This window comes from Vibrio sp. 10N (assembly GCF_036245475.1).
GTDB lineage: Bacteria > Pseudomonadota > Gammaproteobacteria > Enterobacterales > Vibrionaceae > Vibrio.
In genome coordinates, this window is the sequence record NZ_BTPM01000001.1 from 363,414 (window position 1) to 384,729 (window position 21,316).

General features: G+C 47.1%; 27 protein-coding genes. 21 read left to right on the plus strand and 6 right to left on the minus strand.

Annotated features, from left to right (window positions below; genetic code table 11):
- The first annotated feature begins 36 nt into the window (after window positions 1-36).
- Window positions 37-390, plus strand: coding sequence for a DUF2799 domain-containing protein (locus AAA946_RS01860; protein ID WP_338163391.1), 354 nt, complete (start codon window positions 37-39; stop codon window positions 388-390).
- A gap of 53 nt (window positions 391-443) precedes the next feature.
- On the plus strand, window positions 444-797 hold the full coding sequence (locus AAA946_RS01865) for a DUF2799 domain-containing protein (RefSeq protein WP_338163392.1): 354 nt from the start codon (window positions 444-446) through the stop codon (window positions 795-797).
- 90 nt (window positions 798-887) lie between these two features.
- Here the strand turns inward: AAA946_RS01865 and ppa are convergent, their stop codons facing one another.
- Both ppa and fbp read right to left on the minus strand, forming a co-directional pair.
- Complete coding sequence (gene ppa / locus AAA946_RS01870) at window positions 888-1,418, minus strand: inorganic diphosphatase (protein ID WP_338163393.1); 531 nt, start codon at window positions 1,416-1,418, stop codon at window positions 888-890.
- Between the two features lie 133 nt (window positions 1,419-1,551).
- Entirely contained in the window at window positions 1,552-2,565 is a 1,014-nt protein-coding gene (gene fbp, locus AAA946_RS01875) for a class 1 fructose-bisphosphatase (protein WP_338163394.1), read from the minus strand.
- A 283-nt stretch (window positions 2,566-2,848) separates the two neighbouring features.
- Between fbp and mpl the strand changes: the two genes are divergently transcribed.
- The 5 genes from mpl to thiQ all read left to right on the plus strand — a co-directional run bounded on the left by mpl (window position 2,849) and on the right by thiQ (window position 8,522).
- On the plus strand, window positions 2,849-4,198 hold the full coding sequence (gene mpl / locus AAA946_RS01880; RefSeq protein WP_338163395.1) for a UDP-N-acetylmuramate:L-alanyl-gamma-D-glutamyl-meso-diaminopimelate ligase: 1,350 nt from the start codon (window positions 2,849-2,851) through the stop codon (window positions 4,196-4,198).
- A complete protein-coding gene (locus AAA946_RS01885; protein WP_338163396.1) occupies window positions 4,198-4,818 on the plus strand; it encodes a flavin prenyltransferase UbiX in 621 nt (206 codons plus the stop codon). Before mpl ends, AAA946_RS01885 begins: the two co-directional genes overlap by 1 nt.
- Before the next feature lie 310 nt (window positions 4,819-5,128).
- The gene (gene thiB, locus AAA946_RS01890; RefSeq protein WP_445206086.1) at window positions 5,129-6,112 is read left to right on the plus strand and encodes a thiamine ABC transporter substrate binding subunit; all 984 of its coding nucleotides are present in this window, start codon (window positions 5,129-5,131) and stop codon (window positions 6,110-6,112) included.
- A gap of 75 nt (window positions 6,113-6,187) precedes the next feature.
- On the plus strand, window positions 6,188-7,834 hold the full coding sequence (gene thiP, locus AAA946_RS01895) for a thiamine/thiamine pyrophosphate ABC transporter permease (protein ID WP_338163398.1): 1,647 nt from the start codon (window positions 6,188-6,190) through the stop codon (window positions 7,832-7,834).
- Entirely contained in the window at window positions 7,818-8,522 is a 705-nt protein-coding gene (gene thiQ / locus AAA946_RS01900; RefSeq protein WP_338163399.1) for a thiamine ABC transporter ATP-binding protein, read from the plus strand. The genes thiP and thiQ overlap by 17 nt, the downstream gene beginning before the upstream one ends.
- 63 nt (window positions 8,523-8,585) lie before the next feature.
- Here the strand turns inward: thiQ and yjgA are convergent, their stop codons facing one another.
- Complete coding sequence (gene yjgA / locus AAA946_RS01905) at window positions 8,586-9,113, minus strand: ribosome biogenesis factor YjgA (RefSeq protein ID WP_338163400.1); 528 nt, start codon at window positions 9,111-9,113, stop codon at window positions 8,586-8,588.
- Between the two features lie 117 nt (window positions 9,114-9,230).
- Between yjgA and pmbA the strand changes: the two genes are divergently transcribed.
- Window positions 9,231-10,574, plus strand: a complete 1,344-nt coding sequence (pmbA, locus tag AAA946_RS01910; RefSeq protein ID WP_338163401.1) for a metalloprotease PmbA — start codon at window positions 9,231-9,233, stop codon at window positions 10,572-10,574.
- A 174-nt stretch (window positions 10,575-10,748) separates the two neighbouring features.
- Window positions 10,749-11,369, plus strand: coding sequence for a hypothetical protein (locus AAA946_RS01915; RefSeq protein WP_338163402.1), 621 nt, complete (start codon window positions 10,749-10,751; stop codon window positions 11,367-11,369).
- A gap of 502 nt (window positions 11,370-11,871) precedes the next feature.
- On the opposite strand, the gene AAA946_RS01920 is transcribed toward AAA946_RS01915, so the two are convergent.
- Both AAA946_RS01920 and zur read right to left on the minus strand, forming a co-directional pair.
- Window positions 11,872-12,333, minus strand: coding sequence for a chemotaxis protein CheX (locus AAA946_RS01920; protein ID WP_112481216.1), 462 nt, complete (start codon window positions 12,331-12,333; stop codon window positions 11,872-11,874).
- Window positions 12,334-12,341: 8 nt separating this feature from the next.
- Window positions 12,342-12,794 carry a zinc uptake transcriptional repressor Zur gene (zur, locus tag AAA946_RS01925; RefSeq protein ID WP_445206047.1) on the minus strand — a complete coding sequence of 151 codons (453 nt, stop codon included), beginning with the start codon at window positions 12,792-12,794 and terminating at the stop codon, window positions 12,342-12,344.
- A 254-nt stretch (window positions 12,795-13,048) separates the two neighbouring features.
- On the opposite strand from zur, the gene AAA946_RS01930 reads away from it, so the two are divergent.
- The 4 genes from AAA946_RS01930 to AAA946_RS01945 all read left to right on the plus strand — a co-directional run bounded on the left by AAA946_RS01930 (window position 13,049) and on the right by AAA946_RS01945 (window position 15,872).
- On the plus strand, window positions 13,049-13,393 hold the full coding sequence (locus AAA946_RS01930) for a hypothetical protein (RefSeq protein WP_338163403.1): 345 nt from the start codon (window positions 13,049-13,051) through the stop codon (window positions 13,391-13,393).
- Between the two features lie 208 nt (window positions 13,394-13,601).
- Window positions 13,602-13,820, plus strand: a complete 219-nt coding sequence (locus AAA946_RS01935) for a hypothetical protein (protein WP_338163404.1) — start codon at window positions 13,602-13,604, stop codon at window positions 13,818-13,820.
- A gap of 424 nt (window positions 13,821-14,244) precedes the next feature.
- Window positions 14,245-15,180 (plus strand): HipA domain-containing protein, encoded by a 936-nt coding sequence (locus AAA946_RS01940; protein ID WP_338163405.1) that lies wholly within the window; start codon window positions 14,245-14,247, stop codon window positions 15,178-15,180.
- Window positions 15,177-15,872: an HIRAN domain-containing protein gene (locus AAA946_RS01945; protein WP_338163406.1), complete on the plus strand. Its 696-nt coding sequence runs from the start codon at window positions 15,177-15,179 to the stop codon at window positions 15,870-15,872. Before AAA946_RS01940 ends, AAA946_RS01945 begins: the two co-directional genes overlap by 4 nt.
- Before the next feature lie 24 nt (window positions 15,873-15,896).
- Here the strand turns inward: AAA946_RS01945 and AAA946_RS01950 are convergent, their stop codons facing one another.
- Window positions 15,897-16,502 carry a S24 family peptidase gene (locus AAA946_RS01950; RefSeq protein ID WP_338163407.1) on the minus strand — a complete coding sequence of 202 codons (606 nt, stop codon included), beginning with the start codon at window positions 16,500-16,502 and terminating at the stop codon, window positions 15,897-15,899.
- Window positions 16,503-16,635: 133 nt separating this feature from the next.
- Between AAA946_RS01950 and AAA946_RS01955 the strand changes: the two genes are divergently transcribed.
- From AAA946_RS01955 to AAA946_RS01990, 8 genes are all read left to right on the plus strand, one after another.
- On the plus strand, window positions 16,636-16,899 hold the full coding sequence (locus AAA946_RS01955) for a pyocin activator PrtN family protein (protein ID WP_338163408.1): 264 nt from the start codon (window positions 16,636-16,638) through the stop codon (window positions 16,897-16,899).
- Window positions 16,896-17,078, plus strand: coding sequence for a hypothetical protein (locus AAA946_RS01960; protein ID WP_338163409.1), 183 nt, complete (start codon window positions 16,896-16,898; stop codon window positions 17,076-17,078). The genes AAA946_RS01955 and AAA946_RS01960 overlap by 4 nt, the downstream gene beginning before the upstream one ends.
- 1 nt (window position 17,079) lies before the next feature.
- Window positions 17,080-17,259 (plus strand): hypothetical protein, encoded by a 180-nt coding sequence (locus AAA946_RS01965; protein ID WP_338163410.1) that lies wholly within the window; start codon window positions 17,080-17,082, stop codon window positions 17,257-17,259.
- Between the two features lie 3 nt (window positions 17,260-17,262).
- Window positions 17,263-19,155 (plus strand): replication endonuclease, encoded by a 1,893-nt coding sequence (locus AAA946_RS01970; RefSeq protein ID WP_338163411.1) that lies wholly within the window; start codon window positions 17,263-17,265, stop codon window positions 19,153-19,155.
- 73 nt (window positions 19,156-19,228) lie between these two features.
- The gene (locus tag AAA946_RS01975) at window positions 19,229-19,537 is read left to right on the plus strand and encodes a hypothetical protein (protein ID WP_338163412.1); all 309 of its coding nucleotides are present in this window, start codon (window positions 19,229-19,231) and stop codon (window positions 19,535-19,537) included.
- Window positions 19,530-20,060: a hypothetical protein gene (locus AAA946_RS01980; RefSeq protein WP_338163413.1), complete on the plus strand. Its 531-nt coding sequence runs from the start codon at window positions 19,530-19,532 to the stop codon at window positions 20,058-20,060. Before AAA946_RS01975 ends, AAA946_RS01980 begins: the two co-directional genes overlap by 8 nt.
- Window positions 20,053-20,490 carry a hypothetical protein gene (locus AAA946_RS01985; protein ID WP_338163414.1) on the plus strand — a complete coding sequence of 146 codons (438 nt, stop codon included), beginning with the start codon at window positions 20,053-20,055 and terminating at the stop codon, window positions 20,488-20,490. The genes AAA946_RS01980 and AAA946_RS01985 overlap by 8 nt, the downstream gene beginning before the upstream one ends.
- Entirely contained in the window at window positions 20,465-21,214 is a 750-nt protein-coding gene (locus tag AAA946_RS01990; RefSeq protein WP_338163415.1) for a hypothetical protein, read from the plus strand. The genes AAA946_RS01985 and AAA946_RS01990 overlap by 26 nt, the downstream gene beginning before the upstream one ends.
- Window positions 21,215-21,316: the final 102 nt, after the last annotated feature.

The following is a 21,316-nucleotide window of genomic DNA, read 5'->3' on the forward strand; positions in this document are numbered from 1 at the left end:
GTCGCTCGTACAACCTCTAGATAACAAGGAGAATCTATGTTTAAAAGAGTGCTTATAGCCAGCGCGTTCGTTGCATTGTCGGGGTGCGTGCAACTCACTCCACCAACGGATGAGAGTGCTCAAAGTTGGCAAGATTTTGGTTATCAATGGGCGATGAAAGGCTACATTATTGAGAGCCAGTCGGATTTAGTCAAAAAATCCCCCAAGCTATCTGCTGATCAGTTCGCTCAGTATCAAGTGGGCTATGCGACAGGCAAATCAGAGTACTGTCTGCAAGAGCCGTTTGTGCTTGGCTATGATCGCAAGATCTATTATGGGATTTGTAATGATGTCGACCGCCGCTTTAATGAAGAGTATTGGCGCGGTAAGAATGCTCGCAATCGCAATTAGTGAAAGCGAATTCAACTGCGGGTGGTTGGGGACGTAAGCGGTGAGGAGGTACAATGAAAATAGTATGGGTTTCATTGGTTGCTGTAACACTGGTGGCGTGCGCTCAAAACAGTGGGCCAAACAATCAGTCACAACAAGACTGGTTTCAATTCGGCGAGCAGCAAGCACTCGTCGGATACGAGAAGCAAAGCGATACTGAGCTCAAACAGGCATCGCAAGTTACGGTCAGCGCGGAGCTTTATCAAGCGTATTCAGAAGGGTACCAACAAGGTCGCAGTGAGTACTGTCAACAAGATCCGAGAATTTTGGGCAAGAAAGGGGAGATGTATCGTGGCATTTGTGATGACATCCGCCCAACCTTTCGAACGTGGTACAACAATGGCAAGGCGTCACGCAGTAGTTACTAACCCGGCTAGGGGCTTCTGCATCAGTCTTGAGAGAAAACAAAAGGGCTCGCCAACACTTGTTTGGCGAGCCCTTTTTGATAGCTGTACGGCTTACTTACCTTGAGCTCGCTCATACGAAGATTGGATCTCGTCACGTGCGGCTTGTGCGTCTGCCCAGCCGTCGACTTTCACCCATTTGCCCGCTTCTAACTCTTTATAACGCTCAAAGAATTGAGTGATCTGTGCTTTGAGAAGCTCAGGAATGTCATCGACGTTTTGGATGTGGTCGTACTCTTTGCTCAGCTTGCTGTGCGGAACAGCGAAGACCTTGGCATCTTCGCCAGATTCATCGGTCATTTTTAGCACGCCAACTGGGCGGCAACGGATCACAGAGCCTGGCATCAATGGATACGGTGTTGGAACCAGTACATCCACTGGATCCCCGTCAAGTGATAGGGTGTGATTTACATAACCATAGTTACATGGGTAGAACATTGGGGCTGACATAAAACGGTCAACGAATACGGCGCCAGAGTCTTTATCGACTTCGTACTTGATGGGATCGGCGTTTGCTGGGATTTCAATCACGACATAGATGTCATCTGGGAGTGACTTACCCGCAGGCACATTGTTTAAGCTCATTTTTGACTTTCCTTTTCTTTGTTCGATATTCCTTTAGGCGCAAGGAACACAGGGCTGAAACACGAATCGTTTACAGTCAGTATACTTGGTTACTTTTAAAACAAAAAGTGCCTCGTTGAGAGGCACTTCGAAGTTATTGGTCTTGGTACTCTTCGAGGAAGGATTCGACCTTTTTCACCATGTTCTTGGAACCAACAAAGAATGGCACGCGTTGATGCAGCTCCGTTGGTTTTATATCCATAATGCGCTGTGTGCCATCGGAGGCAACCCCGCCAGCTTGCTCCATGATGAACGCCATCGGGTTGCATTCATACAGAAGACGCAGTTTACCGCTTGGGTGACTCTGCGTGCTTGGGTATAAATAAATACCGCCTTTTAGCAGGTTACGGTGGAAGTCCGATACTAATGAACCGATGTAGCGTGAAGTGTATGGACGCTTTTCTTCAGGCACATTTTCTTGGCAGTACTTGATGTACTTCTTCACACCCATAGGGAAACGGATGTAGTTACCTTCGTTGATGGAATAGATAGTTCCATCATCAGGAATCATCATGTTTTCGTGTGAAAGACAGAAGCTACCGATAGAAGGATCGTAAGTGAAGCCGTTCACGCCTTTACCCGTTGTGTAGACCAACATGGTTGACGAGCCGTAGACCACATAACCCGCAGCGACTTGCTTATTACCAGGTTGTAGGAAGTCCTCTTGAGTTGGAGGCGTGCCTACTGGCGAGATACGGCGGTAAATCGAGAAGATAGTACCAACCGATACGTTAACATCGATGTTTGACGAACCATCCAATGGGTCCATCAACACGACATATTTGGCGTTCTTATTGAGCTCTTTATTGAACGCGACTGCTTCATCTTCTTCTTCACTCGCGACACCACAAACTTGGTCACGTGCTTCTAGCGCAGCTTTGAACTTATCGTTCGCATAGACGTCGAGCTTTTGCTGAGCTTCACCTTGAACATTGTCTGTACCAACAGCACCTGTGATATCAACAAGACCGGCTTTGTTGATTTCTCGGTTTACAATTTTTGCAGCAAGTCGAATCGAGGACAAAAGAGAGGAGAGATCACCGCTAGCGTGGGGGAAATCATGTTGCTTCTCAACAATGAATTCGCCAAGGGTGCGCATATCAGACATGTTATATCCTTAACTTTTTTACTTATTTTCTTGGGGGTATATGTGTGGAATTACGCGAATTCAAACGATTGCGCGACTTGGGGGTATTCATCAACACACATGGATATTGTAGGGGGCAGAACTTTTTAATGGTAATGAAGTAACCGTGCTAGCGTGGCCCTGACGTGATAAATGTCACATTTATCTGTCTAACCACTAACTTTCTCGCTTTTAACACACGCTTTGGGTATATATAGCGACAATGGCGTAAACTAAGACGCAACGGAATTTAAGAGAGCAAGTTATGCATATTCATATCCTTGGCATCTGCGGAACCTTCATGGGTGGCGCTGCTGTATTAGCCCAGCAACTTGGACACCGAGTTACGGGCAGTGACGCGAATGTCTACCCACCAATGAGCACCTTGTTGGAATCAGAAGGGATAGAAATCATCGAAGGTTTTGACCCATCTCAGCTCAATCCTGCTCCTGATCTGGTGGTGATTGGAAATGCGATGAGTCGCGGTAACCCTTGTGTCGAATATGTACTCAATCACAATCTCAAATACACCTCAGGGCCTCAATGGTTGCAAGAGTTCTTGCTGCACGATCGTTGGGTGCTGGCGGTTTCGGGCACTCATGGCAAAACCACGACTTCTAGCATGCTCAGTTGGATCTTGGAAGAATGCGGTTATAAACCTGGCTTTTTGGTGGGGGGCGTATTGGGCAACTTCGGTCAGTCGGCAAGACTTGGCGAGTCGATGTTCTTTGTGGTCGAAGCCGACGAATATGACAGTGCTTTCTTCGATAAGCGTTCTAAGTTTGTGCATTACCACCCACGCACACTGATCATGAATAACTTAGAGTTTGATCATGCCGACATCTTCGATGATCTTGAAGCGATAAAACGTCAGTTCCATCATCTGGTGCGAACGGTTCCAGGTAATGGGCGCATTATGACGCCGAAAAGTGACAAGGCGCTCAGTGATGTTCTCGGTAGAGGGTGTTGGAGCGAGGTGGAGCATACGGGGGAAGGCGCAGATTGGCATGCCAATAAGCTGATTGCCGATGGTTCGCACTTTGAAGTTCTATTGCACGGCGCCAAAGTAGGGGAAGTCAATTGGGACTTGGTGGGTGACCACAATGTCGATAACGCATTGATGGCGATTGCAGGTGCAAGGCATGTGGGCGTGACCCCCGATCTAGCCTGTGAAGCGCTGGGTAAGTTTATCAATACTAAACGACGCCTTGAGCTTAAGGGCGAGGTGAATCAGGTAACGGTTTATGATGATTTTGCTCATCATCCAACAGCGATTGAACTGACATTAGATGGTTTGCGTAACAAGGTCGGCGATAAACGTATTCTTGCGGTGTTAGAACCGCGCAGCGCAACCATGAAACGTGGTGTGCATAAAGAAACGCTCGCACAATCGTTAACCAAAGCCGATCAAGTGTTTCTATTCCAGCCAGATAATATCGAATGGTCAGTACAAGACATTGCAGACGCTTGCCACCAGTCAGCCCAAGTGGCCAGCGACATTGATGCGCTGGTGGCTGCGATTGCAGCACAAGCCAAGCCGGGCGATCAGATTTTGGTGATGAGCAATGGCGGCTTTGGTGGTATTCACCAAAAATTATTGGAGGCGCTAGCCTAATGAAACCGGCAGAGAAAGCCATTACCCTCGCATTTACGGGAGCCTCTGGTGCGCCTTATGGTATGCGTTTGCTAGAGTGTTTACTGGCTCAAGACTACACCGTTTACCTTTTGATCTCGTCGGCCGCGCGTGTGGTACTTGCCACCGAGCATGATATCAAGCTACCAAGTGGGCCGGATGCGGCTCACAAAGCTTTGGTTGAACGCTTGAACTGTCAGCCAGAGAAGTTGGTGGTGTGTGGCAAGGAAGACTGGTTCTCGCCAGTGGCTTCTGGCTCAGCGGCACCCAAGCAGATGATTGTTTGTCCATGTTCAGCGGGCAGTGTTGCGGCGATTGCTCATGGTATGTCGGACAACCTCATTGAGCGTGCTGCGGATGTCGTGATTAAAGAGAAAGGACAACTGCTGTTAGTGGTGCGTGAAACGCCATTCTCAACCATTCATCTCGAGAACATGCACAAGCTCTCCCAAATGGGGGTCACCATCATGCCTGCTGCACCTGGTTTTTATCACCAGCCTCAATCGATAGAGGATCTCGTCGACTTTATTGTGGCACGCGTGCTTGACCACATGGGGCTGGAGCAAAACCTGGTGCCACGCTGGGGTTACGACCAGCGATAGTTTGGCATTAATAAACGAATATTAAGGATAGATTTGGCGAATCTGTGATGAAAAGGTTACAATTCGCCCTCAAAGGTTGTAACTCACGGGGTGCACTAGCAGTGGTGCTGAGAGAAGGTCAAGCCTGATACCCGCGTACGTTAAGTAACAGCCCTGATCCAGATAATGCTGGCGTAGGGATGAGGCTCCTTTGCTATTATTCAGCTTAGTAGACACTCTTATTCCAATTTGTTGGATCGCCTTCCAACTCGCGCGTTTTCTCTGGATCCTAAAACGATAACTAAGGACAGAACCAGTGAAAAACCTTTCAATCAGCAAAATCGCGTTAGCGACCGCATTTATTTCTTCTCCACTTATGGCATCGGCACAGTCGTTGACCGTCTACACATACAGCTCATTTGCCTCTGATTGGGGACCAGGTCCTGCGATTGAAAAAGCGTTTGAGGCGCAGTGTGGTTGTGATCTTAATTACGTGGCTTTGGATGATGGCGTTTCTATCCTGAATCGCCTTCGTTTAGAAGGCAGCAGCTCTCAAGCGGATGTGGTGCTTGGTCTTGATAACAATCTCATGAGCGAAGCGAAGAAATCGGGCTTGCTTGCTAAACATAGCGCAGATTTGTCATCTGTTGTTCTGCCAAATGGCTGGAGCGACGAGGTGTTTGTTCCGTTTGATTACGGTTATTTTGCCTTTGTATACAACAAAGAGAAGGTAAAGAATCCACCCAAAAGCCTTAAAGAGCTGGTTGAGCTGCGCGATGACTTGAAGGTTATTTACCAAGATCCACGAACGTCGACGCCGGGGCAGGGTTTACTGTTGTGGATGAAGTCTGTGTATGGGGATGACTCAAGTGCTGCATGGCAGCAGCTTGCAAACAAAACTGTCACGGTGACCAAAGGCTGGTCGGAAGCGTACTCTATGTTTCTAGAAGGCGAGTCGGATCTCGTGTTGTCTTACACGACGTCTCCGGCTTACCACATTATTGCTGAGCAGGATGAGCGCTTCGCTGCGGCTGATTTTGCAGAAGGTCACTACACTCAAGTAGAGGTTGCTGCTAAGGTTGCTGGCAGTAACAACCAGAAGCTTGCTGATGAGTTTATGCAGTTTATTGTTTCTGACGGCTTTCAATCAAACATCCCAACCGGCAACTGGATGTACCCAGTGGTGGATAGCAAACTGCCAGCAGGGTTTGAAAGCTTAACCATTCCGGCCAAGGCGTTGTCCTTCACTCCTGATGAAGTGGCGAATAATCGTAAAGCTTGGATTCGTGAATGGCAATCTGCGTTGATTAAGTAACGCTATATACCCGACGATGTGTCACTCTTGCTTGAGAATGGCACATCGTAGGAGATTTTTTCCTTTGAGGTCATTGTGATTCGAATTCCCAAAGCTGGCGTACTTGTTGCGCTGCTCATTGGCCTGTATGTCGCCGCGTCATTGTGGACACTGCTTTCCTATTCTTCCATTGATGATATTGGGCTGCTGTTTAGCGAACCTTACTACCAGCACGTAGCTAAGTTCAGTTTCTGGCAAGCAAGCCTTTCGACGCTATTGAGTGTTGGATTGGCCGTACCGGTCGCTCATGCCCTTTCACGTCGCCGTTTCTGGGGGCGAGAGTGGTTACTTAAACTGTTTGCCACAACCTTGGTCATGCCTGTGCTCGTTGGTGTGTTTGGCATTGTAGCTATCTATGGCAATCAAGGGGTGATTGCCCATTGGTTCGCTGGTGGCTCCGCGCTTTTTTCCATCTATGGGCTCAATGGTATTTTGCTCGCTCACGTGTTCTTCAATCTGCCTTTTGCCACTCGACTGTTATTGGTAACCATAGAGGGCGTGCCTGACGAGCAGCGTAAGTTGGCGCTTCACCTTGGCATGAACAGTTGGCAATGTTTTCGGTTAGTCGAATGGCCAAGGCTTAAGTCACATCTTCCTCACGTGATAGGTTTGGTGTTTATGCTTTGCTTTACCAGCTTTGCGACTGTCATGGCGCTTGGGGGAGGGCCACAAGCGACCACTATCGAGCTGGCTATCTATCAAGCGATTAAGTTCGACTTTGATTTGCCTACGGGTGCCGTGCTAGCACTTTGGCAAATGGCAATCTGTGCTGCTCTGGTGATGTTTGTCGGGCGGTTTAGTCAACCGGTCTCTGGCAAGAGTAACTTCCACGGGGCGCCTAGCTTACAACCCAAAGATACCATGCTTAAAAAAGGCTGGGATAGCATTTGGATCATGGCAACCCTAATGCTCGTTATACCTCCGATACTGGCCATTTTGCTGAGTGGTTTGAACTCGAAACTGTTTGACGTGTTTACGGATTCACGCTTTTGGAGTGCTGTGAGCACTTCGCTGCAAGTGGCTGTATTGGCGGGGAGTATTGCTCTACTGGTGGGGATTGTATTGCTATCAACAACGCGGGTTTTCAGACTTAAGTCCCAAGCACGCCAAGCGGACAGCCTTGAGCTTGTCGGTACCGTTATTCTGGTGACACCAGCGTTAGTCCTTAGCACAGCGACCTTTTTGATGCTGCGAGGCATGGCCAATGTGTTTAGCCTAGCGTTTGGCATTGTGGTGATGGTGAATGCCCTAATGGCGCTGCCTTATGTAATTAAGACCTTAAACCAGCCGATGCAGCGCCTTGCCACTCAATACTATCCACTATGGCAAAGTCTCGGTATGCACGGGCTGCGCCGATTTTGGTTGATGGAATGGCGAGCGATTCGCGCACCGATACTTCATGCTTTCTCGATCAGTTTCATTTTGTCTATGGGTGACCTTACCGTGATTGCCTTATTTGGCAGCCAAGATTTTAATACCCTGCCACTCTATCTTTATCAGCTAATGGGCAGTTATCAGCTCGAATCGGCTGCCGTGGTATCGCTGGTGCTGTTTGCCTTGAGTATCGGTATATTTTCACTGACCGATACACTCAACCGGACACCGGCAAACACTCATTCATCAAAAGCTCGCTCATCTAAAGCTCACTCTCAGGAAGGCTCTCGTCATGTTGCACCTAAATAACGTCGCCTATCGCTACCATAGTGATTGGTTCCATTTTGAACTAGAGGTCAGGCAAGGCGATATCGTCTCCTTAATTGGTCCAAGTGGCGCAGGGAAATCGACATTGCTGGCACTGGTCTCTGGTTTTTGTCAGCCCGAATCTGGGACGATTCAAGTAGCTGGGTCTAGCATCGATAGGCTTGAGCCTCATCAAAGGCCGCTGTCGATGCTATTTCAAGAGCACAATCTTTTTGATCATCTATCAGTGTTTGACAATATTGGTTTGGGGCTAAATCCAGCCCTCAAGCTCAGTGAAGCAGATCGAAAGACTGTGCGTAATGCTGCGGAAAAAGTTGGGCTAGGGGAGATGTTAACGCGACTCCCTGCTGAGCTCTCCGGTGGTCAAAAACAGCGGGTGGCGCTTGCGCGCTGCTTTGTGCAACCACATCCAATATGGCTACTCGATGAGCCGTTCTCTGCCCTTGATCCTATCCTTCGCAAAGAAATGCTCAGTGTGGTGAAACAGCTAGCGAGCGAAAAACAAGTGACAGTGATTATGGTAACGCACCATTTAAGTGATGCTCGCGCGATAGCGAATCGCTTTGCCTATTTAGCTAACGGCTGCATTGAAGCGCAAGGTGAGGTTGATGAGTTGACGGATGCACACCCTAACGCAGCATTGGCGGAGTTTGTGCACGCGGCGCACTAGCGCCCATAAACAAAAAGGCAACTGAATGTTCAGTTGCCTTTCGCGGTTTTAGCCTAGCAAGTATTAGAACTCTTGCTCTTCTTCGTGCTTAAGCATTTGGAAGATTTCACGGAATGCTTTCGCTGGCTTCCCCGCTTTCTTCTCTTTGTTTGCTTGGCGAGCAAGCTGACGTAAGCGCTGGCGATCAAGCTCAGGGTAAAGTGCCATTGCGGCTGCAATTGCTTCATCACCTTCTGCAATGATACGGTCGCGCAACTGCTCAAGCTTATGCAGAGCTGCGGTAGATTGTGAGTGCTTGTTACGTACACGATCAAGAGCGGCTTGAATTGGCTCAGGATCTTCGGTGCGCATTAGCTTACCAATGTATTGCAGCTGACGACGCTTAGCTTCGTTCTTAAAGCGCTGCGCGTCTGCGATCGCTTCTCTCAGATCTTCGCTTAGTGGGAATTTATCCAACACAGCAGGTTTTAGCTCAACGAGCTCTTCACCGAGTTTTTGCAACTCTTCCATGTCGTTTTTCATTTCGGTTCTGCTCACCCAAATGATCTCTTCTTCCTCTTCCCAAGGCGCTTTCTGATTTTTGCGGGCCATGATGTCTGCCTATATCACTATCTCATTACGAATATCCGCTATTTTAGCAAGAAATCTGGGGAGAATGCGAAAACCTTGTTATTCTAGACTCAGTTATTAGCAAAGAATTAGATAAATATGGACGTAAGAGAGCAAGTTGCTCAGCAAAAAGCTGAGCTAGAAGCGGCAGTTGCGAAAGCGTTAGACATGGCTTCGGTAAGTGCAGATGCGGCCGAGGTTGCGATCACCAAGAGCACGGGTCTTAGTGTCTCTACTCGCATGTGCGAGGTGGAAAACGTTGAATTCAATAGCGACGGTGCTTTAGGTATTACGGTTTACCGAGGACAGAAAAAAGGCAGCGCCTCAACGTCTGACCTGAGCGAAAAAGCAATTGCTCAAACGGTAGCAGCTGCGCTGGATATTGCTCAATACACTTCAGAAGATCCATACGCAGGTCCTGCGCCAAAAGAGCTTATGGTCACTGATATTCCCGATCTTGATCTCTTCCACCCTGATGAGCCAAACCCAGACATGGCGGCACAAAAAGCCATTGCAGCGGAGCAAGCGGCACTGGAGTACAGCGACAAAATCAAACAAAGTGATGGTGCGAGCTACGACAGTCACTACGGTGTTAAGGTTTATGGTAACTCACACGGTCTGCTTGCGGGCTACGCATCAAGCCGCCACAGCATAAGCTGCAGTGTGATTGGCCAAGGTCAAAACGGAGATATGGAGCGAGACTATAGCTACACACTCGCTCGCCATCGCGACGACCTTTGGACACCAGAATCAGTCGGTGAGAAGGCGGCGAAGAAAACGATTGAACGCCTCGACGCAAGAAAAATACAAACAGGCCAATACCCAGTGCTGTTTGCTAACGATGTCGCGACCGGATTGATTGGTCACCTTGTGATGGGTATCAGCGGTGGTAACTTGTATCGCAAGTCTTCGTTCTTATTGGACAAGCTGGGCGAGCAAATCTTGCCAGATTGGTTCTCGGTACAAGAAAAGCCACACGTGTTACGCGGACTGGCATCGAGCCCATTTGATAATGAAGGTGTCGCGACTCGCGATATGGACATCATTACCGACGGTAAATTGGCCACCTACCTACTAACCAGTTACGCGGCTCGTAAAATGAACATGACTCCAACAGGTCATGCTGGCGGTATTCACAACTGGTACGTGAAATCGACAGGCCAAGACTTTGAGGCCATGCTCAAGCAACTCGGTACTGGTTTGCTGGTGACTGAAGTGATGGGACAAGGCGTGAATATCGTAACCGGCGACTACTCGCGCGGCGCGGCAGGTTTTTGGGTTGAGAACGGTGAAATCCAATTCCCTGTGTCTGAAATTACGGTTGCGGGTAATTTGGCACAAATGTTCCAACAAATCGTTGCGGTAGGTAATGACGTGGAGACTCGTTCACAAATCCAAACCGGTTCGATTTTGTTAGAGTCGATGAAGGTGGCTGGGGAATAAGAGCAAGCTTTCCTCCAAGTGCAACCGAGGCGAGTAATCAATTCAATGAAATTGATATGTTAGTAGGTGAAGAAATATTGAAGTGTTGTTCGGTTATCAAGCACTTCAGTAGCGTTTTCTTTGTGTGAGCTTGATACCGTTTCGTTTCGACTTACACAAAGGGAGCGTCTGATTTTGGAAATGCATTTATTAGTACGAGACTTAAAGGGAGTCCCTTTGGGGCGCCATCAGTTTTTCGTATTGTTGTCCGGACACTCACCTCAAACATATCGATTGCCTCAAGCGGGAGTTACTTTAACAAGCCGCAAGATAGGTAACCGGTATGGTCTTGTGCTAGGAGCACAAAATAAAAAAGTATTAAAAAGTTCTTTCAATCGACTCCAGTTCGTCCCATTTGATGCTTCAGATCTATCGTGTGCACGAGAGTTCTTTACTGGCAAACCTTCGACGCTTTCCACACAGTTTGCCTACAAATCTGCACAAGGAAAGCGAGTCTACCCCTTAAAAGGACGCAGTGAAAAAGAGCTGGCTAAGGCTTTATTGAAAGCCATCGACTTTTTTGTGGTTAACGAAGGCAGTCAGCCAATTAGCTATCCACCACCATGGCTTGGTAAAAATAGTAATAGTTGGACGAATTCGATTTTAGATGTGATACCTGCACACCTTCCCGATAGCGATGGACGCAAATTCGGTGATTTCGCTGGCGCGGATGCTGGCCATGATGTTCGTATCAATAGTATGTATTTCACGAGAGTGTGTCAGCCTTGCAAAGTCCAAAACCCAGCTTACCGTTAGTATTTCTTGAGGCGGCTCTTCGGGCATTTCACGCTACGTGCGTTGTGTTTCTTGCAGTTGCATCTACTTTTATTGCTCGAGCTCTCTCCGTCAAGGCATCGAATCCATTTCTATCCGATGATTGGCTTTGGGTGGCGATGTTCATCAGTGGTTGGTGTTTATTACCTAGTGTGATTACTTTTTGTGTTTCAGAATATCGATGTCAATCGGCAGTTAAACGACTTTATGCGTTTGTTACGACGCTTCAGTTTATTACGTTATTGTTTTATGTACGCTCTATAACAGCTGTCGCTGATAACGAGCTTTCGAGTTCACCTCTGCTACTTTTGATATGGCTGGCGGTTCCTTTAGCGTGGCTATATTTTCCGATTTTCTTTTGGGGACGAGCTGTGACTTTGTTTAAGAGAGGGGTAGGAATTTTAGGTATTCTGGGGTTTATTTATTTATTTGCGTCAATCACATGATGAAAGGACATCGAAATTGTTCGGTGTCCTTTGGGTTTTTATTCAAAACAAATTTCAATAAACGCATTACCCCAGTCGGAGGTAAATGGCATGATGATGATTGCGCCATCGCATTTGTGTCGGATGGTGTGACCTTTGCCTGATACCACAACCGGTGTCGCCATATCAAAATCAAAGCCGTTTTCTGCCAGGATACGTTTCGCACCCCCCGTCACCATATTGGTGATCTCGCCGACCATATCGGTGACTTCTTCATTCAATCCATGCGGTTTCTCACCCAGCATGTTTTGCATGATCTCAAGAGCAAGGCCTTCTTCAAACGTAATCGACATCGAGCCGCGGGTTTGAGTCCCCACCATGCCGATAAGGCCAGACACATCGCCACGAGCGATTTCGTCTTTTTTAATTCTTGGCTTAAGTGGCTTGATCTCCATTGAAGCCATCGTTTTTAGCACATTCATTAATGAGGCTAAAAACGGATTTACAAATTCAGCGCGCATAACTTCTTCTATTTATTCGACTCTTCCAATGATGAACACGTCTGACATGTGCCATGAGTTTCTATGACGTGATTTGAAAACTGGAAGCCATGTTTTTCAACGTTGCTATTAAGCAAGGCTATCAGAATATCATCTTGTAGTTCAACGACATTACCGCACTTGTCACAAATCAGCAGATGCGAGTAGTGTTTATGCTCACCAAATGAACAGCAAGAGACAAAACTGTTAGTAGACTCAACACGATGGATAAACCCTTGCTCTAAAAGAAAGTCCAGTGCTCGGTATACAGTCGGCGGCTTAGCTTGCGGCTCGGTGACCTTAAGCTGGTCAAGGAGTTCATAGGCACTCGAGGCCTTATTACTGTCACAAATCAGCTCATATACACGCTTACGCTGAGGCGTTAAACGAACCCCTCTCGCTGAGCACGTTTTTTCTAGTTGTTTGATTAGCTTCTGATCCACATGTCCACCTATGTTTGCGAATTCTGTTCATTTTATACTAATTCCTTCGGTAGGTCGTTAGTCTCGATTATAGAATTGTTGGCAGCGTGTCTAGTTGTATTTTGCAAAGCAGAGTAGACGACATAAGAGCAGCCACAGTTCACAATTCTAGAGTGCGGATTGAGTGAGATTTTTACGACCGGCGTCAACTTAAATCAGTCTTTTTTCGGCGCGATGACCAGCATAATAATATGGCATTGTAGAAAGGAGGCGGTATGTTGAGAGTGGGATATTGTGAAGTTAACGACCTGCAACTTAGTCCATCAAGCAGAACAGCAGTATCACAAGTTCACGATATTATTAATCGGGGGGGAATGTTGGGCTTTGCGATTGCTTCAACACCGCTCTATCAGATATTTTTTAGTCCAAGTGTGACAGGGAAGCCGGCTGAAACCATGATTACAATTCGCGAATACGATTGGGAGATCTTTGGCGAGGCAATGTCGAGTGTTTCCAAAATTTCAAAAGACAGGGTTTTACAAATAGCAGAACCTCTTACATGGACAACAAGTGGTTCGGAACAAAAGTTTTGGAGGTGCATAAGTGAAGCTGCACTTTAATAGGATTCTGTTTCTTCTACCACTCTCGGCGTGCGCTGTTGAAACAACTTCAGACCGCTTTGATTTATTGGTCGAGTGGAACAATAGACACGCGGAGTGCTTTGATCTCCGAAGCAACAATGCTGACACGTTTCCAATAACACCTTGGTTTGAATCTTTGACTAAAGATGATAAGAGGCGGGTCGTTTTGTATTTGTCTGAGCTCAAGATGTACCAATGTACGCTCGGGGAGGCAAGTAGGATAAAGCAGACATACTCGAAACAAGATATTCAAGAGTTGGAAAAGATGTTTGGTTCAGCGCTTAGGCTTGATGAACCCGATAAAAACGACATTGAAGATTTGGACTACCGACAAATTGAGCTAATCAGCGAGCAGATTTCTGTCTTCAGTGTTTTGGTTGTCGCTGAACAATTGAATGTCTACTAGAGTCCAATACGTCAGTTAACAATAGAGTGCAGTGCTTTTTTTCTGAATGTTTTCGAATCTCTGTGTATAATCTCCGACCTATTTTTGAAGACGACGTCTACAATGAAGCGTTTTGGCGCTTTGTGGTATGCGTTGCACTGCTGAATGATGTCATTTGTCCTACTTCTTCCACATGATTATGAAGGGGGCATTTGGGGGCAATTCTAGCAAGTTCATGTATATATGCAGCATCAAGATTTCGAGTAACACCATATGAAGCCTGAAGAAACTAGTAAATACACTGCGAACCGCTTATCCGTTGCGCCCATGCTCGATTGGATGGATTTCATTGCTACATATTGAGTTGCTGATGCTGAGGGGTACTATAGGGGTACCATAGTCGAAAAGACTAGTTTCAACTGTAAAGCTGAATTATATTGGGGTTATGAAAACTATAGACGTTACTGAATGGAATCAGGATGAGCGTAGTGGTATTTTCCCTATTGGTGCCAGAGATAAGCAAATGCTTTGGGCACCAGAAGGTGTACCTGCACCTTTAAGACCTCACTGGCCATACTTATTTAAAGAGTCAATCAGAGCATATCCTGATCAGTTTTGGACTGAGATTATTGCGTTCATCATATCGAAGCACTTAGGTGTAGATGTGCCCGCAGCGTATCCCGGTGTTAAGGAAATTGATGGTGAACTTGTTGGAGGGGCTCTTATAGAATGGATGTATGAACCTGAAGTATGTAGCTTGGTTCACGCTGGAGACTTCTTAAAGCAAACCATTCCTGATTTTGATACTGACTCTGGGAAACAGCATAACTTGAAAGATATGCTGTTTCTTTTGAGAGTATTTTCGGCCAGAACAGAGTTAGTAAGCGACATTCACAACTGGCTAGCAGACATGGCGTTGTTTGATGCGCTTATTGGCAATACTGACCGCCACCAAGAAAATTGGGGGCTTATTTTTGAACTAGATTTTGAAACAAAGGAATCCAAAGTTACCTTAAGTCCATTGTACGACAATGGAACTAGCTTGGGGCACGAGAGGTTTCTAGATAAAATTGCTGGTTGGAATGATGAAGCTCTGCTTCGATACATCAATAAAGGCATGCATCATCTTCGTTTTACGAAAGATGATACGAAAAAAAGAATACCTCTGATTGAACTGGTCACTATTGTTGCTCGTAGAGAGCCTTCAAAACAAAGGATGAACCTTAAATTAGATGGTCTAGACTTAGAATGTATGCTCTCTGAGATAGAGCAACTCACAAAGGTCGATAATGTGACACCACTCAGCAAGGAAAGGTTTGATTGGATTGAGCGAATAGTAAGAACAAGATATAAACTTATCAAAGAAGCGATTACGACATGAATAGCATAGAATACTTATTAGATATCAAAACGTTGTTTTTAACTTGGCAGTCTAGCAACGACCGCAATAAAAGATATCGCGTCGGTACTTTAGCTAAAACAGGTGATGTAGTTAGCTTTACTTACTTAACTGATTCTGATGACTTTGAAGAAGCCTTGGGTGAGGGCTTTAAAGGCTATCCTGCTTTTAAAATCTCTGCAGAGACTTATACGAATCAAGTGTTGGAGACGTTTAAGAAAAGGCTTCCTCCTAGCTCACGCAGGGACTTTAAAAAATTTCTTGCTCAGTACCTTTTGCCGGAAGATTTCTATGGTAGTGACTTTCAGCTTATTAGCCATACCGGAATAAAACTCCCGAGCGATGGTTTTGACTTAGTGCCAAATTTATCTGAAGCAGAAGTTCCTTTCGATTACTTAACCGAAGTGGCAGGTACTCGCTATCATCTTAATTTTGATGATGTATGTGAGTTACCTCTGGGAATGAAGGTTGAATTGGTGTGTGAGGATGATAACCAACATGATTGTAACGCACTTGCAGTAAGTGCAGGAGGTCAGAAAATTGGTTATGTAAACCGTTGGTTGTGTAGTTCACTAAGAGAGCTTTTAAATGAAAAGTGTGTCAATGCTTATGTAGCCAAAAAGTCGGGTACAATAGATAGACCACTAATTTATTTGTTACTCACAGCACGTTAAAAAAGGGAGCCTATGGCTCCTTTTTTACATTCTCTGCCCTGACCAAACTACTTCTCCAATAATCTCAAAGTCAGCACTCTTGATATCTTCCTTTCCAAGCTCCCAAGGTTCATAAGCGGTATTATCACTTACTACCTTAATACCGTTAGGTAAGAACTGGAGCCGCTTAACCATCAATCGACCGTCAAATCTAAAGACGTAGATACCATCTGTAGAAAAACCATCAACGCGGTTTACCATGACGATGCTTTGATTTTTCAAAGTAGGGCTCATACTGTCACCACGGACAGGCATCAAGAACACATTTGCAGGGTTATAACCCAAGTCTTGCCTCAAGAACTTTTCACTAAACACCATTGCGGTGGATTCTTCTTCTTTCTCAACAAGCGCACCATGCCCAGCACTAACCTCTATATCAAAGAACTTAAGTTCTAGGTAACCCATAGGCAATGTGGTTGCTTTCTGTGATAACTGTCTAGCTTTCAGAAAGATTTTTTCAGGTATGTTTTGGCGCTCTCGCCACGTGTAAATTGTCTTGGGTGATATCTCTAAAACCTTTGCCAGCTCTGCGTTTGTAGAGGTATTCGTAACTTCTTTAAGTTTCCTCAAACTTAACTCAAAATCACTCATAATTATCTCAATTCTTCAAAAGTGGGTTGAAATGTAGAAATAATTCCTCATAATTAACTCAAATCGTTTTTGAGGAAACTTGAGGAGTTGCGAATTAACTTTAGTTACCTCAAGTGTACAACATGGAGGAAATATGAACACAAATTTTGCACTATTGGCGCGATTTGAAAGCCCTACAGTTGAACTAAAGCAGGTATGCCAAGAGTTTTTCGGCATTACTCCCAAGACAGCCGAGCAGCGAGCTAAGGCTTGTGATTTCCCTGTTCCTACCTTTAAGTTGCGCGATTCTGAGCGCAGCCCATCACTAATCAAAATTGAAGATCTCGCTGCGTACATCGACCAACGCCACGCTGAAGCCATGAATGATTGGCAGTCAGTAAACGGAGGTGTCCGATGAGCACTCCATTACACGGCATCAACCTAGATTTCACTCACTCAAGCGAAGCCAAGCTTTTGTATAAGGTTATTGAAAATCAAATGAAGCCTAGCAACAGCACTGACCAAGATAATTATCTCACGGGTGTGCTTATTCAGCTTGAGGAGGCAATTGAACTCATGGAAAGCGTCGAGGCTTAACATGAAAGTATCTGACCCCATTCATCTGCCGTGCCCCGATATGGCGGGGTGCGCTAACTTCGACCCCGACAAGAGTGAAAAGTCAGCGCGTATGGTTGAAAAGCTACGCTCTGAACTTGGCTTGAACCGCCCACGCGCTCGCAAACTCAACGTTAACCCTCTGACTTGGACTAAGCGTTAATCAATGCAGAAAATCGGCAAGACCACCAATAACCCGTTGACTAAGCTCCCGACCAATTTGCGTCAGGAGCTTGCAACGTATGTCATGAAAAACCAAGCCACGGCGCCTCACTTGGCGATGGTAGCGGAAAAGCATCAACCGCTATGTGGTGCTACGCCCAAAGAGCGCGTGTTTGAGTTCGCTCACCAAGTCGCTAACAAGTTCAAGCTACCTAATGATATTCGCAACTACCTTGATAAAGCGTCAGCAGTTCGTTTTCGTAAGTACGGCTTTAAGCGCGCATTGCAATTCATTGAGTCACGCAGCGCGGCGGCATCGTCTGCACTTGGCGTATTGCCAGAGCCATATTGGACAATCAACACAGAGTTAAAACGTGCTCGCCTTGCTACTGAGTTATCAGGGCGCGCAAGTTTTCACTTTGAACTCGTCGCCAAAACAGGCGGCACGGCGTTTGATGCGATTAAACGCATTCATGAATATGTTGGGGCTTGCCTTTGGATGCCTCAATTTGAAGTCGCCAACGATGAAGATGAGGCTTATTCCATCCTTGCCCGTTTGCTTGATGAGGGCGTATGGCGTCGAGCTATCGACAAACAGACTATTGCAGCGTTTGAGAATGCGCGCAGGGCGGCGGGGATGGTATCGCCACACATTTCCCCTTATGCGTCGATTTCGGCGTGTGAGTGGCTCAAGATTCGCCAAGAGCGACAGCGTGAGTGGTTAGAACTCATGGCAATTGAATCCGTTGAGGGTGATGTGGTTGAAATGTCACAGGTGCATGAGTCGTCACAGTCCAACCCTGTTAATCGTCGTCATGAACTCATGACCCGTATTGCTGGCTGTCAGGAGTATGCCGACTCAAACAACCACGCCGCCATTTTTATCACCATGACGGCACCAAGTCGTTTTCACCGACTCACCAAGCGCGGTGAATACTGGATTGAAAACACCCATTGGGACGGTGGCACACCGAAAGGTGCTCACGCATGGTTGTCAGTGTCTTGGAATCGTTTTCGAGCATGGGCAGGGCGCCATGACTTAACCTATTACGGAATGCGAGTTGTGGAGCCACACCAAGACGGCACACCGCATTGGCACGGCGTGTTTTTCATGCCGCTTGAGCAAATGCCCGTGTTTATCAGAATGCTTCAGGAATACCAGTTTCAGCGTGACAGCGATGAGCTTTATTTCAAGAACGGCGACCCAAAACACCGAGCTATGAAAGCGCGCTTTGAAGCTAAGATGCTGGATGGCACCGAAGGCGGCGCCGTGGCTTATCTTGCCAAGTACATTTCTAAAAACGTTGACGGCTTTGGGCTTGAGGATTTATCGGATCTCGACAACAAGAAAGCCAAGCTGCAAGACACGGTGAAAAACGTCACTTCATGGTCGCGTACCTTCTGTTTTCGTCAGTTCCAATTTCAAAAAACACCGTCTGTCACCGTTTGGCGCGAGCTAAGACGCATTAGCGACGAGCAAGAATATTGCACCTTTGAGAAGGCGCGCCGTGCGGCTGATGCAGGTTTTTTCTCTGCCTTTTTCGATTACATGGGCGGTCACCGACTGCCTCAATCCATGCGCCCAATTACCACCAAGAAAGAAGCCAAAGAGAACAAATACGGCGAAATGACAGCGCGTGTTATCGGGCTACGTGGAAGCGGTCTAGAAGTGCTTACCCATGAGATAGAGTGGAAGCTTATCAAAAAGCCTTCCGACTTGTCGGAGGCTTCTTCAAGCAAGCGGGAGCTTGCGCCTTGGTCTAGTGGCAATAATTGTACGCAGAAAATTTCGCCACCAAGACAACAACAAATCATTGATAACTTTTTCCTGTTCAACGAGCTAGATAGGTTTGGCTCGCCAGAGTGGGAGGAGTTCGCCGCCAGAGGTGGCACCTAGCTTACTGCCAACGATGTGAATCAGGGGCAACCTTACCAACAATTTAACCAACGTCGAGAGACAGGGGAACACCATGAAAACCATGACCAAAGATGAGTGCCAAGCCGAGCTTGCGCGCCTAAACACCATTGACGCACTGGAAGCGGAGTTAGAAACGGCGTTTGATACCGTCAAAGACCTGTCACCGAGTGAGCTTTTATCACTGGCGCCCAAAGTCCTTATGGGCGGCGCTGACCCGCTTTCCATGCTTGGCTTAGACCCAAAGCTCATCGAAAAAGCAAAACTTGTCGCCAAATCAAACCGAGTTATTCGAGCGCAGCGCAAACAAGCGCTTGAAAAGCAGTTGAATGCAGTGATTGAGGAGGCGACCACCGATGAGTAAAACGCCTAATCCAGTGCGCGGCTATGTGCCGTGCCCTGTTTGCAGCAGCTCTGCAACCGTTCACATGGTGGGGGAAGGTCGCTTGATAGATAGCGGGGAAACGGTCAAGAACGGTCGCAACCTTGGTTTGCTCTATTACAAGTGCCCTAACTGCGGCAACAGTTCAATGAGCAAAACCGTGAGCGGCTATTGCACTGATAACATGACCGAAACCGCCGATGCGCTCCAAGCCTTATCTGACAAGGTTGAGCCAACGGTTACGGAGTCGGTTGAATCAACGGTTGAACCGAGTGTTGAAAGCGTTGAGAGTTTTTCGCCTACGGTAACCCCTCCCGCCGAAGTGCTGCCACCAACCGAGCCAAGTACCACTGAAACCACTGAGCCAACGCCGCCAGAGACAAGCTTTAAACCGCAAATTTTCAAGGTTGCCGCCTGTCTTGGCGTCATTGTCGTGTTGCTGTTTGCCATTAAACGCATGTTAGCCAAACCACAACCGAGTGAGGAGGGCGATAGCCATGAGTAACCCAACCGTTGAAACAAGCGCTGACAACCTTGATGAGTTGGATGCGTACATTGCCAACCTCAACAATGAGCCGTCAGCACAAGAAGGCGCGTTAGCTTCAACTGAAAGTCAGCCAGAGGTTGATACCAGTGAGGCGTTTGATGCACTGGTCACCACGGGGCTTGTGGTGGTTGAGCAAGCCGTGTCGATTCTCAAGGATATTGATTTTGAGTTTGATGAGCGCGCTAAGCAAAGCGTGGTGAATGCGGCTCGCCCTGTAGCCAAGCAATACGGCGGGGCACTGCTCGACCAATGCGGCGACTACATGAATATCATGACCCTTGCCTTGGCAATCCTTGGTTTGTGGTGGGCATCGAAAAAGCAAATCATCGCCCTTGAACTGAAAAAGCAGCAGGAGGCCGAGCGTGACTCTCATCGTAAACCCGATTAACTCCAACCCATCCCATGACGCCGAGCACACCGTGTACCTTGGCGGCACGGGTAGCGGCAAAACCAGTGCAGTGAAATACATGGGGCTCGTACCTAAGAAGTCACAAGCCCTGTTCTTTGACCCGTACCGCAACTACGCAGGTCAAAAGTTTCACGGGCAAATGTGCCACGGCTTTACTGACCCCGCCAAGTTTATCAAGGCGGCGGTGCAAGGGCGCCGTGCGGGGTGTTCGTTCAAGCTTGCCTATATTCCCCCAAAGGGCGCGTGTATGTCGGAGCTTGAAACCTTCAGTGCGATTGCTTGGGCGCTTGGCGATGGTCATAAACCCAAACTGCATGTGGTGATTGAGGAGCTGGCAAGCTGCGCGGAAACGTCAGGCAAGCTCGAAGGCAAAACAGGTGAATTACTTCGTGGTGGTCGCCAGTTCGGTCATGTGGTTCACACCATCTTTCAGCGAGGGCAAGAGGTACCCAAAACCGTCACCAACCAATCAAGCGTGTGGTGGCTCGGTGCGGTGAACTCTGGTGTTGATGCTGATTGGGTAGCCAAGCAAAAAGGGGTGCATTCTAACGAAGTGGCCGATCTCAAAAGTGCCAAGGTCAATAAGCAGTGTATCGGCAAAGCGATTGCTGAATACCTGATTATTCGTGACGGCATTGGCAACCTAGAGCGCGGCGCGCTGAACTGCGAAACAGGCAAAAGGCTCTCACGAAACTACCGCTAACCTCTCATTTCAACCTATAGGTTAAAAGTTATACCTATAGGTTGAACCTTAGTGACGAACTCCCCGCCACCTGATTTGATAATGACTCCTTTAACCGTTCCA

Excerpts from the sequence above, each read along its gene's own strand:
- AAA946_RS01860 (WP_338163391.1), top strand. The coding sequence starts at position 37 with ATGTTTAAAAGAGTGCTTATAGCCAGCGCGTTCGTTGCATTGTCGGGG.
- AAA946_RS01865 (WP_338163392.1), top strand. The coding sequence starts at position 444 with ATGAAAATAGTATGGGTTTCATTGGTTGCTGTAACACTGGTGGCGTGC.
- ppa (WP_338163393.1), bottom strand. The coding sequence starts at position 1,418 with ATGAGCTTAAACAATGTGCCTGCGGGTAAGTCACTCCCAGATGACATC.
- fbp (WP_338163394.1), bottom strand. The coding sequence starts at position 2,565 with ATGTCTGATATGCGCACCCTTGGCGAATTCATTGTTGAGAAGCAACAT.
- mpl (WP_338163395.1), top strand. The coding sequence starts at position 2,849 with ATGCATATTCATATCCTTGGCATCTGCGGAACCTTCATGGGTGGCGCT.
- AAA946_RS01885 (WP_338163396.1), top strand. The coding sequence starts at position 4,198 with ATGAAACCGGCAGAGAAAGCCATTACCCTCGCATTTACGGGAGCCTCT.
- thiQ (WP_338163399.1), top strand. The coding sequence starts at position 7,818 with ATGTTGCACCTAAATAACGTCGCCTATCGCTACCATAGTGATTGGTTC.
- yjgA (WP_338163400.1), bottom strand. The coding sequence starts at position 9,113 with ATGGCCCGCAAAAATCAGAAAGCGCCTTGGGAAGAGGAAGAAGAGATC.
- pmbA (WP_338163401.1), top strand. The coding sequence starts at position 9,231 with ATGGACGTAAGAGAGCAAGTTGCTCAGCAAAAAGCTGAGCTAGAAGCG.
- AAA946_RS01920 (WP_112481216.1), bottom strand. The coding sequence starts at position 12,333 with ATGCGCGCTGAATTTGTAAATCCGTTTTTAGCCTCATTAATGAATGTG.
- AAA946_RS01930 (WP_338163403.1), top strand. The coding sequence starts at position 13,049 with ATGTTGAGAGTGGGATATTGTGAAGTTAACGACCTGCAACTTAGTCCA.
- AAA946_RS01935 (WP_338163404.1), top strand. The coding sequence starts at position 13,602 with ATGTACCAATGTACGCTCGGGGAGGCAAGTAGGATAAAGCAGACATAC.
- AAA946_RS01940 (WP_338163405.1), top strand. The coding sequence starts at position 14,245 with ATGAAAACTATAGACGTTACTGAATGGAATCAGGATGAGCGTAGTGGT.
- AAA946_RS01945 (WP_338163406.1), top strand. The coding sequence starts at position 15,177 with ATGAATAGCATAGAATACTTATTAGATATCAAAACGTTGTTTTTAACT.
- AAA946_RS01950 (WP_338163407.1), bottom strand. The coding sequence starts at position 16,502 with ATGAGTGATTTTGAGTTAAGTTTGAGGAAACTTAAAGAAGTTACGAAT.
- AAA946_RS01955 (WP_338163408.1), top strand. The coding sequence starts at position 16,636 with ATGAACACAAATTTTGCACTATTGGCGCGATTTGAAAGCCCTACAGTT.
- AAA946_RS01960 (WP_338163409.1), top strand. The coding sequence starts at position 16,896 with ATGAGCACTCCATTACACGGCATCAACCTAGATTTCACTCACTCAAGC.
- AAA946_RS01965 (WP_338163410.1), top strand. The coding sequence starts at position 17,080 with ATGAAAGTATCTGACCCCATTCATCTGCCGTGCCCCGATATGGCGGGG.
- AAA946_RS01970 (WP_338163411.1), top strand. The coding sequence starts at position 17,263 with ATGCAGAAAATCGGCAAGACCACCAATAACCCGTTGACTAAGCTCCCG.
- AAA946_RS01975 (WP_338163412.1), top strand. The coding sequence starts at position 19,229 with ATGAAAACCATGACCAAAGATGAGTGCCAAGCCGAGCTTGCGCGCCTA.
- AAA946_RS01980 (WP_338163413.1), top strand. The coding sequence starts at position 19,530 with ATGAGTAAAACGCCTAATCCAGTGCGCGGCTATGTGCCGTGCCCTGTT.
- AAA946_RS01985 (WP_338163414.1), top strand. The coding sequence starts at position 20,053 with ATGAGTAACCCAACCGTTGAAACAAGCGCTGACAACCTTGATGAGTTG.